General features: G+C 59.5%; 14 protein-coding genes. 8 read left to right on the plus strand and 6 right to left on the minus strand.

Annotation, left to right across the window (positions count from 1 at the left end; all coding sequences use genetic code 11):
* Positions 1-402 precede the first annotated feature (402 nt).
* Genes F3J08_RS10815 through F3J08_RS10830 form a run of 4 tightly spaced genes read left to right on the plus strand, consistent with a single transcriptional unit; the run spans position 403 to position 5,497 of the window.
* Entirely contained in the window at positions 403-1,794 is a 1,392-nt protein-coding gene (locus tag F3J08_RS10815; RefSeq protein ID WP_166929896.1) for an ethanolamine ammonia-lyase subunit EutB, read from the plus strand.
* Positions 1,791-2,627, plus strand: coding sequence for an ethanolamine ammonia-lyase subunit EutC (eutC, locus tag F3J08_RS10820; protein WP_166929898.1), 837 nt, complete (start codon positions 1,791-1,793; stop codon positions 2,625-2,627). The genes F3J08_RS10815 and eutC overlap by 4 nt, the downstream gene beginning before the upstream one ends.
* On the plus strand, positions 2,624-3,982 hold the full coding sequence (eat, locus tag F3J08_RS10825) for an ethanolamine permease (RefSeq protein WP_166929900.1): 1,359 nt from the start codon (positions 2,624-2,626) through the stop codon (positions 3,980-3,982). Before eutC ends, eat begins: the two co-directional genes overlap by 4 nt.
* A gap of 18 nt (positions 3,983-4,000) precedes the next feature.
* Complete coding sequence (locus F3J08_RS10830; protein WP_240149295.1) at positions 4,001-5,497, plus strand: outer membrane beta-barrel protein; 1,497 nt, start codon at positions 4,001-4,003, stop codon at positions 5,495-5,497.
* A gap of 69 nt (positions 5,498-5,566) precedes the next feature.
* Here the strand turns inward: F3J08_RS10830 and F3J08_RS10835 are convergent, their stop codons facing one another.
* Genes F3J08_RS10835 through F3J08_RS10860 form a run of 6 tightly spaced genes read right to left on the minus strand, consistent with a single transcriptional unit; the run spans position 5,567 to position 11,344 of the window.
* Entirely contained in the window at positions 5,567-6,499 is a 933-nt protein-coding gene (locus F3J08_RS10835) for an ABC transporter permease (protein ID WP_166929902.1), read from the minus strand.
* Positions 6,496-7,536 carry an ABC transporter permease gene (locus F3J08_RS10840; protein WP_166929904.1) on the minus strand — a complete coding sequence of 347 codons (1,041 nt, stop codon included), beginning with the start codon at positions 7,534-7,536 and terminating at the stop codon, positions 6,496-6,498. Before F3J08_RS10840 ends, F3J08_RS10835 begins: the two co-directional genes overlap by 4 nt.
* Positions 7,533-9,113: an ABC transporter ATP-binding protein gene (locus F3J08_RS10845; RefSeq protein WP_166929906.1), complete on the minus strand. Its 1,581-nt coding sequence runs from the start codon at positions 9,111-9,113 to the stop codon at positions 7,533-7,535. The genes F3J08_RS10840 and F3J08_RS10845 overlap by 4 nt, the downstream gene beginning before the upstream one ends.
* Positions 9,106-10,203 carry a BMP family ABC transporter substrate-binding protein gene (locus F3J08_RS10850; RefSeq protein WP_166929908.1) on the minus strand — a complete coding sequence of 366 codons (1,098 nt, stop codon included), beginning with the start codon at positions 10,201-10,203 and terminating at the stop codon, positions 9,106-9,108. The genes F3J08_RS10845 and F3J08_RS10850 overlap by 8 nt, the downstream gene beginning before the upstream one ends.
* Positions 10,194-10,754 carry a glutathione S-transferase family protein gene (locus tag F3J08_RS10855; protein ID WP_122039610.1) on the minus strand — a complete coding sequence of 187 codons (561 nt, stop codon included), beginning with the start codon at positions 10,752-10,754 and terminating at the stop codon, positions 10,194-10,196. Before F3J08_RS10855 ends, F3J08_RS10850 begins: the two co-directional genes overlap by 10 nt.
* Entirely contained in the window at positions 10,748-11,344 is a 597-nt protein-coding gene (locus tag F3J08_RS10860) for a Rieske (2Fe-2S) protein (RefSeq protein ID WP_166929910.1), read from the minus strand. The genes F3J08_RS10855 and F3J08_RS10860 overlap by 7 nt, the downstream gene beginning before the upstream one ends.
* Before the next feature lie 352 nt (positions 11,345-11,696).
* Between F3J08_RS10860 and F3J08_RS10865 the strand changes: the two genes are divergently transcribed.
* The 4 genes from F3J08_RS10865 to ybaL all read left to right on the plus strand — a co-directional run bounded on the left by F3J08_RS10865 (position 11,697) and on the right by ybaL (position 16,723).
* Positions 11,697-12,569, plus strand: a complete 873-nt coding sequence (locus F3J08_RS10865) for an aromatic ring-hydroxylating dioxygenase subunit alpha (RefSeq protein WP_166929912.1) — start codon at positions 11,697-11,699, stop codon at positions 12,567-12,569.
* Between the two features lie 15 nt (positions 12,570-12,584).
* Positions 12,585-13,082, plus strand: a complete 498-nt coding sequence (locus tag F3J08_RS10870) for a nucleoside deaminase (RefSeq protein ID WP_122039607.1) — start codon at positions 12,585-12,587, stop codon at positions 13,080-13,082.
* A 179-nt stretch (positions 13,083-13,261) separates the two neighbouring features.
* Positions 13,262-14,626 (plus strand): 8-oxoguanine deaminase, encoded by a 1,365-nt coding sequence (locus F3J08_RS10875; protein ID WP_205206934.1) that lies wholly within the window; start codon positions 13,262-13,264, stop codon positions 14,624-14,626.
* A gap of 351 nt (positions 14,627-14,977) precedes the next feature.
* Positions 14,978-16,723: a YbaL family putative K(+) efflux transporter gene (gene ybaL / locus F3J08_RS10880; protein ID WP_166929914.1), complete on the plus strand. Its 1,746-nt coding sequence runs from the start codon at positions 14,978-14,980 to the stop codon at positions 16,721-16,723.
* Positions 16,724-17,031 lie beyond the last annotated feature (308 nt).

Consider the following 17,031-nt stretch of genomic DNA (forward strand, 5'->3'; position numbering starts at 1 on the left):
CTATCAACGCATCAGAAGGTGCGATTCAGGGATCAGATATTACCCGCCACCGGCAAGAGCAGCGCAGGGGGGGCACGGGCAACGCATCACCGTGCAAAGATAAGCCTTGTTGCAACGTCTCTCACCTTAAGGTTGGAGATGCTACCGTTTTATCCCTCATCCGGGATGCCCGCTCATCCCCGGTGTGCGTTAGCTGTGTGCGCGACACAGCCTGACGCGAGCTTTGCGAGAGGGCGCAGTCCCGAAAATATATTTCGAGATTTTCTGCGAATAAAAATAATAGGTCGCCAATCCGATATATAACTACCTTTATCATTGACAAATCTTGCAATTATTTATCGTATTCCTTTCGGATCAGCATCGAACTCTTCGCTTTGGAGAGGGCATGGAACGGGCGATATCTTGAGCTACAAAGCCTCACTCAGTGGACAGAGCTTTATTTTCAGGGATTTGAAGCACCTGATGGCCTGTGCCTCACCCATGCGGTCAGGCGATGCCCTTGCAGGCCTCGCTGCCCATAGCGCGACCGAACGCGTTGCCGCCCGCATTGCCTTGGCCGATCTGCCCCTTTCTGCCTTCCTGAATGAGGCGCTCATCCCCTACGAGTTGGATGACGTGACGCGGCTCATCCTTGACACGCACGACGCACAGGCATTTGCGCCGGTTTCATCCATGACCGTTGGCATGTTCAGGGACTGGCTTCTTTCCCATCAGGCCACAACTGCGAAGATTGTCGCTTTGGCACCAGGCCTTACGCCCGAAATGGCGGCGGCCGTCAGCAAGATCATGCGAAACCAGGATCTCATTGCCGTTGCCCGCAAGATCGAAATCATCACCCGGTTTCGCAACACGATCGGGCAGAAATCGGTTCTTGCTTCGCGTCTGCAACCCAATCACCCGACTGACGACCTCAAGGGCATCGCCATATCGACATTTGACGGTCTGCTTTACGGCTGTGGCGATGCCGTGATTGGCATCAACCCGGCCACAGACAATGTGGAAACCGGCTGCGCGCTGCTCGATATGCTTGATACGCTACGCCAGACCTATGAAATCCCGACACAAAGCTGTGTGCTCACCCATGTCACGAACACAATCGAGATCATCAATAAAGGCGGTCCGGTCGATCTGGTTTTCCAGTCCATCGCCGGGACACAGAAAGCCAATGAAGGCTTCGGCGTTACACTCGATATCCTGGCACAGGCGCATGACGCGGCGCAGAGCCTGAATCGGGGCTCCATTGGCAAGAATGTCATGTATTTCGAAACTGGCCAGGGCGCCGCGCTCTCTGCCAGTGCGCATCATGGCATTGACCAACAAACGGTCGAGACACGGGCCTATGCCGTAGCACGCGCCTTCAGCCCCCTGCTGGTCAACACAGTGGTCGGCTTCATCGGCCCTGAATATCTGTATGATGGCAAGCAGATTATCCGGGCCGGGCTGGAGGATCATTTCTGCGCGAAGCTGCTGGGCGTGCCCATGGGGTGTGACGTCTGCTATACCAATCATGCCGAGGCCGACCAGGATGATATGGACGACCTGATGTTGCTCCTCGGGACCGCTGGGGTCACGTTCCTGATCGGGGTCCCAGGCGCGGATGATGTGATGCTCAATTATCAGAGCCTCGCCTTCAATGACATTCTGACCACCCGCTCGCTCCTCGGTCTGAAACCTGCGCCCGAGTTCGCGGCGTGGCTTGAGCGCATGGGCCTTTACGACCCCGTGAACGAGCGCGCGCTTACCCTCCCGGAGGGCGGGACCCGCCTGCGCGGGATGATTGGCTGGAAGCCATGACCCGCATCGAGTCATCGGAACGCAGCGGGAGGGCCGCAGCACAGCAAGGCGATAACGGCTTTTGGGATGTCTTGCGACGGGAGACACGCGCACGTGTCGGGCTGGCCCGCACGGGCAATGCCCAGACGACGCCCGACGTGCTGGGTTTTCAGGCGGCTCATGCCCAGGCACGGGACGCGGTGCACACGCCACTCGATGTCCCGGCCCTTTCCCAAGCCCTGCTTCCTGCAGTGCCTGTCGTCGTAACGAGCGCCGCACAGGATCGACCGACCTATCTGCGCCGGCCCGATCTCGGTCGGCAACTCGATGACGCAAGCCGAGATAGCCTCAAATCGGGCAAATGGGATCTCGCTATCGTACTCGCCGATGGGCTCTCGGCACGAGCGGTTTCGGGTTACGGCCCTGCACTGTTTCATGCCTGCCTTGCCGGCATGCCCGATCTGCGTATCGCGCCCCCTGTCATAGCCCTCCAGGGACGCGTCGCCCTTGGGGATGATATTGCCCAGAGCCTCGGGGCAAGGATGGTGGCTGTCCTGATCGGTGAGCGACCTGGCCTTTCGGTTTCAGACAGTATGGGCGTGTATTTCACCTTCGAGCCCAGACGCGGCTGCCCGGACTCGCGACGTAACTGCCTGTCCAACATCCACACCCACGGGCTGAGTGTAACCGAGGCAAGCCTGAAACTGATCTGGCTCATTCGGGAATCCCAGCGGCTGGGCCTTAGTGGCGTCGATCTCAAGGAGCGTGCGCCTACGGCTTCGGCAACAGATGCAGCCCTTATGGCCTCAGCCCCTCACACACAAATCAACAAGAGCCGGGAAGAGTCTCCATGAGTACCCAAAAGACGCAGCTCGATCGCAGGCTGAGCGCCTTTCACCTGTGGGGCATCGCTGTCGGGCTTGTGATCTCCGGCGAATATTTCGGCTGGAGCTATGGCTGGGCAACAGCAGGAACACTTGGCTTTCTGGGTGCCACCATTTTCGTGGCGATCATGTACACGGCGTTCATCTTCAGCTTTACGGAACTGACCTGCGCCATCCCGCACGCTGGTGGCCCGTTCGCCTATGCAGACCGCGCCCTTGGCAGAGTGGGAGGGACACTGACCGGTCTCGCCACACTGGTGGAATTTATCTTTGCGCCACCCGCCATCGCGCTCGCCATCGGGGCTTATCTCAATGTGCAGTTTCCCGGCATCCCGCCAAAGGCTGCCGCGACCGGTGCCTATCTGCTTTTCATGATTCTCAATATTGTGGGTGTTCACATCGCGGCTACTTTTGAGTTGTTCGTAACGATAGCTGCAATCATCGAACTGCTTGTGTTCATGGCAGTCGTTGCGCCCTCATTCTCATGGGCGCATTTCATGCTCGATGGCTGGGGAAGTGCACCCCATTTCGGTATTGTAGCGATGGGCGGTATATTTGCCGCCATCCCATTCGCCATATGGTTCTTTCTCGCCATAGAGGGGGTTGCGATGGCGGCGGAGGAAGCGCGCGACCCTCGACGCGCCATACCGCTGGCCTATACGGCAGGTGTGCTGACACTGGTCGCCCTCGCCTTTGGCGTCATGATCTTCGCGGGTGGCTCGGGGGACTGGAAGGCGCTTGCCAATCTCAACGACCCGCTGCCCCAGGCCATGAAACGGGTTGTCGGCCCTCACAGCCCGTGGCTTTCCATGCTCGTCTGGCTGGGACTGTTTGGCCTGGTCGCCTCACTGCACGGTATTATCATGGGATTTGCACGCCAGATCTTCGCTCTGGCCCGTGGCGGTATATTGCCTGGTTTCCTCGGGACGCTTCATCCCAGATTTCACACACCGCATCGCGCGACCATGGCGGGAAGCCTTATCGGTATCATCGCCATCTATGCAGATGATCTCGTCTCGGTTGGGGGGCAACCCCTGACGGCCACATTGGTCACGCTTTCGGTCTTTGGCGCGCTCACTATGTACGGGATGAGCATGATCAGTCTTTTTGTTCTGCGCTGGCGCGAACCGCAGATGGAACGCAGCTACAAAGCACCATTCTATCCCGTGCTGCCCGCTATTGCCCTGGCCGGTGCAGCAATCTGCTTCTCTGCAGTATCGTATTATAATTTTATATTGTTTCTGCTCTACGTATTATCGGTGTTTATCGTAATTGTTGCTTGTAATATCACGAAAATATTCAATAGGCTCAGCGTAATGAAATAACAAATATGGGAATATCAGATGACAACTTTCCCACACCCGGGGATCGTTGCAGGTATGTTGCTTGTCGTCGGGGTCGGAACAGCACCGGACACAGCCTTATGCGCCGGAGAGTCCGGCGGGGCGGCAAGCTCTCCTGATGATGCATCACAGCGCGCCGCAAGTACCGCACCGCGCGTCAGGAAAGCGACAACGGGTACCGGACCGGTATCGGAATATCTCGGCAATGCACCAAACCCGAACGAGCCGGACACGCTGAGCACAGGCCATATTGGCAATCTCTTCAGCCCACCACCCGGCAAGGCTCCTGATTACTGGGACGGGCTTGAGGCGCATCTCAGCGTGCAGGGTGGCATTGCCGGCAACCCGTGGACACGCTCGGGGCGCAATTTCGGCCAGTTCTATACAGATCGCGCCAACACGCTGACCCTAAATCAGGTTCTCGGGTCGATATCGCACCCGGTAACAGAGATCGGTGGCGGGTATGGCGTCGGCTTCGTTGCCGAGATCCTTTACGGCTCTGACGCCCGTTTCGACCCTACAATCGGGATGGCGGACAAGCTCATTACCGGGCTCTATCAGATCGCCCCGACGCAGGCTCATATCGATCTGCATGCGCCGTGGCTGGTATCACGGGGGATCGACTTTCAGATCGGGCAGATCTATGGCCTGCTTGGAGCAGAGGGTACCCCGGCGCTGGCGCGACCGCTTTACACCTTCAATTATGCCTCCGCCTATATCGTTCCATTCGAAACGGTCGGGGTTCTCTCGACCACCCACCTGACCGCACAACTGGATGGTATTCTGGGAGTGGATGCCGGTAATTCGACCACTTTCGGAGGAGCCGGCAATAACAGTCGTCCGAAAGGCTATATCGGCCTCGCATTTGCGCATATGATGCACGGCAAGCTGGACGGGCACGTTATCGGGCATTTTGGGCCACAAGGTAACAATGGGCCGACCCGCTTCTCTGCCGATGGCTGGACCAGTATCGGGATCGGCCGCGCTGCCAACAGCAAAATGCTTTATAATGGCGATGTCCTGCTGACCTATCACTTCAGTGATCGCCTGGCAGCCACGCTCAATGCCACCTACATGCATGATGATATCACGCGTGATGACGCCTATGGTGTGACCAGCTACCTCGCCTGGGACATCAATCCTTCGCTGAGGCTCAATCTCCGTGGCGAAATCTTTCGCGATAATACTGGCACCACGATTGCCGCCTATACCAGCACGACGTCATACACCGACATGCTGCGTAACGCGCCCTACCCTTACTATATCGCGCTCCCGACAACCTATGGTGAGCTGACGGTCGGAGTCACGTACAAGCCCGAATTCGTCAATCGCCATATCAAGTTCGGCAAGTTTCAGGTCCGCCCCGAAATCAGACTGGACAAATCACTCAACGGAACACAGCCATTCAATCGTGCGGCAACGGTTGAAGATCCTGTTGTGCGCCATGGCACGAATAATATGCTCTGGTTCTCGTGCGACGCGGTCTGGTCGTTCTGACACCAGCAGAAACGGAACCGGAGGGAAGCCCCCCTGAAAAAGTGAGGCCCCTCCAGCTTTCGAAACCGTCTAGCGTTCCTCGCGGAAATAGGGTGTGCCCAGTGCGGCTGGCGCCGCCATCAGGCGACGCATACCGGGCAGCAGGAGAGCGGGCAGGATCATGAACAGAATGGTGCCGAGATAAGGGGTCATGTTCAGTATGGCCGGGGCAATCGGCCAGCCCTGCGCCTGTCCGAAGAAGCTGAGCGACATGACGAGCCCGAATAACAGGGACGACAGCGCCGCAAAGACCGGGCGGTAACCGCAGAAAATGACCAGCGCCACCGCAATCCAGCCACGACCGGCAATCATCCCTTCTGACCAGACGGGCATGACCGACAGGGTCATGTCGGCGCCAGCCAGACCGGCCAACGCCCCGCCAGCCACCACGGCACTTAGTCGATAGCGGCGCACCGGAATACCGACAGCATCAGCCGCAGCAGGATTTTCGCCCACCGAACGCAGGCTCAGCCCGAGGCGGGAGCGGAAAAGGACGCAATGGCACAAAGCGGGCAGGATGACGAAGGCGAGATAGACGAACGGGCTTTGACTGAACAGAACCCCAATGCCCGGCAAGCTGCTCAAACCCGGGATCGCCCAGTTGTCGAAAACCGCGGCAACGGGCAAACCTGCTACGGCATGGCCGATAACCGCGCTCAGCCCCAACCCAAGAAAGGTCAGGGCGACGCCACAGAGTGTCTGGTTGGCCGAGCCATTGACCGTAGCAAGCCCGAGCACGAGCGCCCCTGCACCACCCGTGCAAAGCGCCGCCAGACAGCCCATCCAGGGCGACATGGAGGCATCTGCGGCAAGCACGGCAACAACCGCGCCAAGGGCCATGAGCCCCTCGACACCAAGATTGATGACCCCAGCGCGTTCGGCAATGACTTCGCCTTGCGCGGCCAGAGCGAGGATACTGCCATAAGCCAGCGCATGAAGAACCAGAGGGATCCATACGGTCATTTCTGTGTCTCCAGGCGCACATAGGCCGCAAGCTCGTCACTCACCGCAATGGCAAAAACCAGCAAACCCGTGATCGCCAGTACGGAGGACGCGCTTACCTGCAAGGTCTGCAAAACGATCCCGGTATTAAGGATCACTGCCATCAGAAACGAAGCGGGGATAAGGGCATAGGCGGAATGGCGCGCCAGCAACGCGACCACGATACCGAGATAGCCATAGCCGTGCGCGAGGCCGCCCTGAAGCCGGTGTACCGTACCCAGCGCCTCCATCATCCCTCCAAGTCCGGCAAGAGCGCCAGACGCCATAAGGGCGACGAAAAGCCGTGGTGCAACCCTGATCCCGGCGTAGCGCGCGGCCTCGGGATTGGACCCGCACAGCGTCAGCTCGTAACCGAAACGGCTGCGCTTGAGGAGATAGCCGATAGCCACGACCAGAACGATTGCAATAATTCCACCCCAGTGCACGACGCCATAGATCGTGGGGATCGCAACCGAGAGACGCTGGCTCGACACCTGCGCATCCGTGACGTGATCGGCCCAGGGGCCTGTGACGAGGTAATAGACGACGAACGACGCGATGAAATTGAGCAAAAGCGTGGTGATGATTTCACTGACGCCAAGCCATGCCCGCCCTGCGGCCGGCACGGCGCTCCACGCGGCGCCAGCCGCCAGACTGGCAAGCATCGCCAGAGGCAAGAAGAGTGGCAATGGCATGGGCAGGAACAGGGCCACAGCCGACGCTGCCGTGGCACCTGCGAGAAACTGGCCCTCGGCGCCGATATTCCATAACCCGGCGCGAAGAGACAACCACACCGCACCACCCGTCATAAGCAAGGGCGTCATGTAGAGCGCGAGATTTTCGAGACCGAAAACAGTACCGAAGGTCGAGGTCACGACAAGTCCCAGCACCATACCGAGCGGCAAACCGAGAATGGCCAGAACGAGCGCCAGAACGAGCGCAACGAAGCCCAATGCCAGAAGGCGCCCGATCAGGATGCGGCGGGCCGGAACCACAGCAAGGCGGATTCTTCGGCTCATGCTGTGGTCTCCCCTGCGCGGCCACTCATCAGAGCCCCCAGTCTTGCCCTGTCGAAATCCTTGCGCTCAACGATGGTCATCAACATACCGGCGCACAGCACCGCAATCCGGTCGCTTAGCGCCATCAGTTCATCCAGATCTTCTGACACGAGAACAACGGCCCGTCCCTCGTCGCGGATTTCGGCCAGTGTCTCACGCATCAGGGAGATCGCCCCGATATCGAGGCCACGGCTCGGATAGCTCGCAATCAGGGCGCGGTGACTGATCATCCGCTCACGGGCCAGAACCATGCGCTGCTGATTACCGCCCGAGAGACCACGCATCGGCGTGGATGGGTCCTGCACCGTCACACGCGCCTGTTCGAGCAGGCTTTTCGTGAACGCGCGCGCCTGACTGGCGTGGTAGGCCATCCGCCCGCCGACCGGGTGAGAGCGAAATACGCGCATGACGGCATTCTCGGTCACGCCGAGCGCCGGGGCGAGGGCCTTGTGCAGCCGGTCCTCGGGAACATAACCAATGCCGGCCTCACGAAAGGCACCCGGCCCCTGCCCGCGCATGTCTGTCGAACCGACATGGACAGAACCTGTCAACGGCGCGTTGAGTCCGGCAAGCAGATCAGCCAGTTCGGATTGGCCATTGCCTGTCACGCCCGCCACCCCAAGGATCTCGCCCGCCCTGATGTCGAGCGATAGCGGATGCAACCGCAGGCGGCCCGCGCTATCCCGAAAGCTCACCTCGTGCAGCCGTATGACCGTCTCGCTCTTCCCCTGAGGCGTCGTGCGCGGATAGGACGTCTTTTGCTCGACAGGACGCCCGATCATCTCGGTTACGAGGGTGGAAGGGTCAGTGTGGTCCACCCTGTGGCTGCCAGCGACACGGCCATGACGCAGCACAGTCACGCGATCCGCCAGTGCCATGATCTCATCAAGCTTGTGACTGATCAGGATAACGGCCCCGCCCCCATCGCGAAAACGACGCAATGCGGCATAGAGCTCGCCCACCTCAAGCGGGCTCAGCACAGCTGTCGGCTCGTCGAGGATAAGCAGACGTGCCCCGCGGGAGAGGACACGCAGGATTTCAACGCGCTGCTGCTCGCCAGAGGTCAGGCTGTCGATGGGTGCCTGAGGCCGAATGTCGAGGCCAAACCGGGCGGCTTCCGCCTCTGCGCGTCGGGCGAGTGTTTTTGCCGAGAGCCATTTCCCGGTTTCGCGCCACCCCAGCGCCAGATTTTCCGCAACGGTAAAACGCGATACCAGCTTGAAATGCTGATGTACCATACCGATACCGGCCGCGATCGCTGCTTCGGGGCTTTCAAGGCGCACACCATAACCATCGAGGATCAGCTCGCCCTCATCGGGCTGGTAAAGGCCGGTCACGATATTCATGAGCGTGGATTTGCCTGCGCCATTTTCACCCAGCAGCGCATGAATCTCGCCGGGATAGAAATCGATCGTGACATCCTTGTTTGCGATCACACCGGGAAAATACTTCGCGATTCCGGAGAGGGTAAGCAGAGGCGGTGCGCCGGGCGGCAGATTATCCGGTCTGGCTTCCGCGAGATGTGAGAGGTCAGACAAGTCCCGATACTCCCTCGACCTGCCAGTTCCAGTGGAAGATTTCCATGTCGCTCATGGTGTGCCCCGCCGGCACGCGGATCTGCCCCTTGGAGTCTCTTATCGGCCCGGTGAAGGGCGACCAGCCCGCCAGCATGCGCTCGCGCGCTGCATCGGCTTCCCGGCGGATGGAATCAGGCACATTCTTGCCCCAGGCATCGCGATCGACACCATGACCAAGCTTGAGGAAAGTGCCGGTGGGGCGCCAGCGTCCGGCAAGGCGTGCGGCAATCGTCTCGCGGTAATAATCCTCGAAATCCAGCACGACAGAGCTGACATAGGCGTCAGGACCGAACTGCCGCATATCGGTGTTCCACATGGCGGCCCAGACACCCCGCTGCTGCGCAACGCGCAGATAACCGGGGTCGTCCATGATGCCGCACAGGAAGTCGCAGCCGCTATCGATCAGAGCTGCACCCGCCGAGGCCGCGGCCTGGGGATCGAACCACGAGTTGATGGAAATGACCCGCATGGTCGCCTCAGGGTTGACCGAGCGGGCGCCAAGCAGCGTCGCATTGGCGCTGGCAATGACCGATGTTGTAGGAAAGGAGGCGATATAACCCAGCCTGCCGTTGTGACTCAGTCGCGCAGCGGCGATGCCAATCACGTAGCTGGCGTACCAGTGGGTGATGTAATACCAGCCCAGATTACCCGTGACATTATTGCCGTCACATTCGAGAAAGCCCACATCCGGCGCCTGATCCGCAACGTCCTTGATGAAATCACCATAATCCGAGGTGGAGATCACCATCTGTGCGCCCTCGGCCACAAACTGTCTGAACAGTCGGGTTGCGTCAGCCGAGTACGGTATGCTCTCGACATAAAGCGAGCGCATGCGCGGGAAATGCGATTTTAGAGCACGGATGGCCTTGTCATGCATCTGCGTCCAGCCACCATCATTGATCGGGCTGGTGTGGCCAAACCCGACTAGCAGATCCTCCTCCGCAATGGGGGCAAAGCGCGGCGCGGCGCTCGCCTTTCCTGTCAGAGCGGCACATCCACCCGCGGCCAGCAGTCCACGGCGGGTCAGGAGAGCAGGTCGTTTCAATGACATGAGGCAATTCCCGGCATGACCACAAAGCCGGGCAACTGCCGGACCTGACGGATGAAGCGTCGAAGAGCGGGATACAGATCCATAGCAATGTCCAGATCATGCCCCAGCGCGGCGACCGGGAAGAGGATCACATCCACAAAGCCAATCATGCGGCCCGAAAACCAGATCTCATCCCGGAATGCCCCCGCAGACAGACGATCTTCCATTTCACGAAACAGGAACGTGACAGGCTCAGTCTCGGCCTTGCGCGGAAGTGTCGCCGCCAGAGCCTCGCGTCGTGCCTCTGAAAAAAGCTCTATCCCATCGAGCGCCCATTTCATGACCTGCCGCGCCTCGCCCTCGGGCCAGAGCCAGCCAGTCTCTGACGCGCGTGAGAAATGCTCGAGAATCTCATAAAGGCCAACACAGGAGACCATCTCATCGGTCAGGGTCGGACCGAAGGTCTCGGCGCGACGATCGGTCGCGAATGCCAGAGGGATATCCATCAATGACGCTGCAAGCCGGGATGCATAGCTGCGTTCGTCGATCGCCCAGCCATTGAGCGTCAGCATGATGTCTCCTCCAATGTATCACGCAGCCGAAGCAGCCATGACGCCGCCTGCTCACGATGCGTGGCATCGCGTACAGCGAGATGAACCATGGTAATCCCTTCCTCAGGCGTGTGAAGCGCCAGAAGGCGGTCGGCAGAGAGACGCCATTGTCCCTCATCCATTACGAGGGCTGCCCGCGTGTCGTGCTCTGTGGCCCGTATGGCAAGGCTTCGCGCACCATGCCAAACCCCTTCCGCCGGGGCGATCAGAGGGCGGTCATCGCCCGAGGTGAGATCGACCCAGATGATTCCGGCCTTTTCGATCAGGTCATAGGGGCGTGTTCGTATGGTCGAGGGCGGGTTGAGTTCAGGATGGGCCGGTATGGCACGACAGCGCCCCTCGGTATCGAATTGCCAGCCGTGATAAAGACAGGCCAGACGATTATCACGCATGAAGCCAAGGCTGAGGCGTACGCCGCGATGGGGACAACGGTCCTCCCAGGCATGCGCGATGCCCGCCTCATCGCGCCAAAGCACAAGCGACAGGCCCCTATGGCGGGCAGGGGCAATATCACCCGGGGCCAGATCCTTTGACAGGGCAACAGGGATCATCGCCGGTATCCTTCTGTCCAATCATTGACGAGGCAACCCACCGGCCCAACCAGACAGGCCATCACGAACATCCCGACGAGAGGCTGCGCACCTTTCACGACAAACACGATATCGGTCGCCTCCAGACGCTCTGTGCGCATATCAAGTGACAGAAGGCGTGCGCGGCCCTCGGCGAAAGACCGGAATGCTTCAGTGTCGAAATGACCTGTGAGATGAAGTGCAGTGGCTATAGTCCCTCGCTCCCGCATCACGGCGTTGCATACCAGCTGATCCTGCCAGTAATATTTTTTTTGACAAGTGCAGGACCAATATTATTGTAACCGTTATCGCAACGACGAGGATGGCTGTCAGGATGACCTCACCAGCAAATGTGGATCCGGTCTCACTCAGCCAGTGGTATCCGCTCGGGATGATCGAGGCCCTGTCTGACAACTGGGTGCAAACCATGCTGCTCGGTGTCGTCATTCGTTTCCGACGCATGGCGGATGGCTCGGTCGAGGTTGAGCATGGTGCCCATGCCCTGCCCTGCTGCGAGCGTTATGGCTATGTCTGGACCACTCTTGCGACCGATCCTTCTCTTCGTGATGCCATGATCCGTATCGATGAGGCCGATGAACCCGACCGCCGGCTTGTGTGCTGCGGGTCGGTGGCCGTCAATGCTTCCGGGCTGCGCGTGATTGAGAACTTCCTCGATATGGCACATTTCCCCTTCGTGCATACCGACATACTGGGCGCAGAGCCGCATACCGAGGTCCAGCGTTACACCGTCGAAACACGCGATGACGGCAAGGAGATCTGGGCGACGGATTGCCGGTTTTTCCAGCCGCAGGCAGCGCTCTCGGCTGAAGGCGGCATCATGACCGACTACATCTACCGTATTGCCGGTCCGTTCGCGACGCTGCTGTACAAGACCAGCCCCGATGATGACCAGCGCAAGGACGTGATTGCGCTGTTCGTCCAGCCCATGACGGCCGGTACATGTCGTGCCCACCCGGTCATGTTTCTTCTCGACGATCACTCTGATCTTGATGCTCTGGTGGAGTTCCAGCAGACGATCTTCTTGCAGGATCGCATCATTCTGGAAAGCCAGCGGCCGGTTGCCATGCCGCTCGATGCCGCGAGCGAGATTCCCACCCTGGCAGACCGTTCATCGGTGGCCTATCGCCGCTGGCTCAAGGCCCGTGGTGTCACATTTGGCGCGGGCGCCGCCAGAGCCGCCGCCTGAACGAAGGAAAAGACCATGAGCCATCCCCCAAGCGAGACCGATCTGACGTTTCTGCGTCAGGCTTTTGAGGTCGCCAACCGGTCCCGCCTTGCGGGCGATCATCCCTTCGGCGCTCTGCTGGTAGATGAAACCGGCGAGATCGTCATGGAACAGGGCAATGGCTACAGCACCGAGGGACAGGACATGACAGCTCATGCCGAGCGTCTTCTTGCCAGCCGGGCGAGCCGAATGTTCGGGGCGACAAGATTGCGCGGTTACACACTGTACAGTTCTGCCGAGCCCTGTGCCATGTGCGCCGGGGCCATCTACTGGGCGGGGATCGGTCGAGTGGTGTATGGGCAGTCCGAGGCCCATCTCAAGGCCATGACTGGCGCCCACCCTGAAAATCCGACACTCGATCTGCCCTGCCGGGTGGTTTTCTCCGCCGGGCAGACTCCGGTGGAGGTTCTGGGGCCATTGCTGGAGGATGAGGCCGCAGAGTTGCAGCGCAGCTTCTGGAAGGACCACGCCTGACGGCGCCATAATCTTTACGCCCGTTCTTCCAAGCGAGATGACGATCCGGATTGCCGCCAATCCGGAACAGGGCCAACGGGAGCCTATCAGACGGAGACACCCCGTGAGATGGGCGCCCCAAGTGCGGCACAACCGGGTGCCCCTTAACACCAGCGGCACCATGCTCACAGGAGCCTGCCATGCCTCTCGCCTTGTCACCCTCCATCCTGATCACGGATGCCTATCTCTATCTCGATCGCGGCCATGAAATAGCAAATGGCTGGATTTATCTCGAAAATGGCCGGGTCCGCGGTTTCGGCTCCATGACGACCCCAAGACCTGAAGCCGGGCGCACGATCTCAGCGGCAGGCCGGATCGTCACACCAGGGCTGGTGAATGCGCATCACCATATGTACCAGAACCTCACGCGGTCCTACGCGCCTGTGGTGAATGGCACCCTGTTCGAATGGCTGCAGGGCCTCTATCCGCTCTGGGCCACACTTGATGAGGAGAATGTCTATCTCTCATCCTATGTCGCCATGATGGAATTACTGCTTGGTGGCTGCACGACATCGATGGATCATCATTACGTCCACCCCCGGCCTCGTCTGATCGATGCCCAGATCCGCGCTGCCAGGGATATCGGCTTTCGCTTCCATGCCACGCGCGGCTCCATGACGCGCTCGGTGAAAGATGGTGGCCTGCCACCCGATAGCGTGGTGCAGAGCGAGGATGTCATCCTGTCTGACAGTGAGCGCCTGATCAGCACCTATCATGAGGCCTCCCCCGGCGCGATGATCCGTGTGGCGCTGGCGCCTTGTTCGCTGTTCAGCGTGTCCGAGACGATAATGAAAGAGAGCGCGCTCATGGCAGAGCGCCTCGATGTGCGCCTGCACACCCATCTGGCGGAGGACCACGACGAGGACCGATATTGTCAGGATGTGTATGGCTGCACCCCAACAGAATATTTCGAGCGTTCGGGCTGGGCCAGCGAGCGCTCATGGGTCGCGCACTACATCTATCCCAGTGGTGACGAGATCGATCGCCTGGCGCATAAGGGTGTCTGCATGGCACAATGCCCCTGCTCGAACATGATGATCGGCGGTGGCGCGGCGGATGCGATGGACATGCGACGCCGTGGCATGAAAGTGGGGCTCGGCTGCGACGGCTCTGCCTCGACCGATCACGCATCCCTCTGGCTGGAAGCGCGTATGGCACTGCTTCTGGGGCGCTACCGCAATGGCCCGCACAGCATGACAGCCCGTGATGCGCTGGATATGGCAACACGTGGCGGCGCGGCATGTCTGGGCCGTGAAGACGAAATCGGCCATCTTCGCATGGGCGCCTGCGCCGATCTGGTGATATGGGAACTGCCCCCCTTCTCAAGGGCCGGGGCACTCAGCGACCCGGTTGAGGCGCTTTTACGCTGTGCTCCGGCAACAGCATGGACGACAATCGTCAATGGCCGGATCCTCGTAGAGGATGGTCAACCTTGCCAGTCTGGCCTTGATATCATCCTCCGTGAGCATGAGCGGGCTGCGCGGCGGATGCAAAAGCTCGACTGAACAGCCACATCTGAGGGAGAGGTCCAGAGCTAGAAGCGTCAGGTGCGCCCCTTGGAAACAGACGATTACAACTTGTGGTGAGACATAATCTGACATGGCAACTGCGCCATGTCAGACACCGTTATGCGAACCCGTAATAATCGGCAAAACAAAATTGTCGTGGGCGAAAGGGCTCTTACAGTAAGGCTCAGCACAAGCAAAACCTCCATCGTTATCCCTCACGAATTATCCGCCTTGAGGGCCTCGCCCTGCTACGGATTTCTTGGGTGACACATTGCGAAACTGGCCAGATTATTTCTGTGTCGCCTATATATCTTTATCTTGTCTTCATGTTCAGGATCTCGAATTACGATGAGTCACGACACGCCCCTGATTGGTATCCTCGTCATTGGTCTTGGGCTTGCATTCATCCTTGGCACGATCGCACAGCGTATCCGGATATCTCCGCTGGTTGGGTATCTCCTTGCGGGTATCGCCGTAGGGCCGTTCACACCGGGGTTTGTCGCTGATCAGCCCCTCGCAGCCGAGCTTTCCGAGATTGGCATTATTCTGCTCATGTTCGGCGTCGGGCTTCATTTCTCCCTGAAAGACCTGATATCGGTCAAAGCCATAGCCGTCCCAGGCGCGTTACTGCAGATCACCGCTTCCATCCTGATCGGTGCCGGCGTTGCCTGGGCACTTGGCATGTCGCCTGGCGCCTGCCTGATCTTCGGTATTGCGCTCAGTGTCGCTAGTACAGTCGTCTTGCTGCGAACCCTTCAGGAACAACGCCTTATCGAGACCGAGCGCGGCAGGCTCTCGGTCGGATGGCTCATCATCCAGGATCTCGTGACCGTTCTGGCCCTGGTGCTTCTGCCGATTTTCGCGCCGATCATGAGCGGCGGGAGCAATTCCAGCTTCAGCCTCTCAGGTCTTGCTGTGGCGATTGCACTGACCCTAGGGAAGGTCGCGGCGTTCATGGCGCTGATGCTTGTGATCGGGCGGCGGGTCATCCCGGCCATACTGCACTACGTGGCCCATACGGGATCGCGTGAACTGTTCCGTCTCGCGCTGCTTGCTCTGGCACTGGGGGTGGCCTTCATCGCCACTGAGTGGTTCGACGTTTCGTTTGCTCTCGGTGCCTTTGTTGCCGGCATGGTACTGAGCGAGTCAGAACTCAGCCATCGCGCTGCAGCCGAGACCCTCCCCCTTCGAGACGCCTTCGCCGTATTGTTCTTCATCTCGGTCGGGATGCTGTTCAACCCCCTCGTGCTGATACGGCAACCTGTCCCGCTCATCCTGACCTTTCTGGTTATTCTGGTCGGCACACCTCTCGCTGTCATCGCCATTCTTCGCCTTTTGCGTCAGCCGTGGAATACCACGCTCTTCATCGCGAGCGGCCTTGCCCAGATCGGCGAATTTTCCTTCATCCTTGCCGCGCTGGGAATGAAGATGAAGGTTCTGGACGGTCAGGCGCAGGATCTGATCCTCGGCGCGTCGATCCTGTCGATCCTGAGTAATCCGTTTATCCTTATGGCGACCCAGCGCATTGAAGCATGGATCACACGGCACAGCCCCACACCGGAAACACCCGCAAAGGATGAGGGAGGTATTCTTCTCCCTCCTCCGACGCCGACGGCCCTTATTGGGCATGCTGTCGTCGTCGGGTGCGGACGGGTGGGGCGCCTGGTTGTCGATGGCCTCGTGCAGAATGGCTGGCCAGTTCTGGTGGTTGAAACCGGAAAGGTGCCTGATACCCTCGCGGCACTGCCCGATGTCGAGCTTATGCTCGCCAATGCGGCAGAGTCACGCGTCGTGAAGGCCATGAACCTTGAACAGGCAAGGCTGTTGATGGTGGCCATTCCCGAACCCTTCGAGGCTGGCCAGATCATTGCTCAGGCTAGGTCCCTGAACCCCGGGCTACGGATCGTGGCGCGTGCTCATTTCGACAGCGCCGTCGACCATCTGAAGGAGCTCGGCGCTGATCACGTGATCATGGGTGAGCGTGAGATGGCACTCGCCATGCTGGCCCTGACGATGGACGACCTGCCGTTCGATGCCCGCCCCCCATTGACCGACCCCGGCACCGAGGAAGGCATCGAACCGCTCCCGGCCTGACCCTTCAGGCAGGAGCGCTTGAGCGTCGACGCCTGCAGTGGATCATCCCGCTGCTCGATGCACGGGCGGCAGGTCTGATCGCCTCCGCCCTAAGGGTAATCCGCAGGGTACCCCACCCCGTACGACGCTCTCGCGCCGTGGCGGTCACACGGACGTAAGATGACAACGTAGCGACGCGCTGTTCCCGTATCGTGAAGCCTGCACTATCGCGCCTATTATGTCGAAACGTATCAATTGTGGCTTTTCTGACATAGTAGACAGGATCATGATTCGCTGTCGTTCCATTTCACATCACTGTCATAAATTTT

Origin of the sequence: Asaia sp. As-1742, assembly GCF_011753235.1 — a bacterium.
GTDB classification, from domain to species: Bacteria; Pseudomonadota; Alphaproteobacteria; order Acetobacterales; family Acetobacteraceae; genus Asaia; species Asaia bogorensis_B.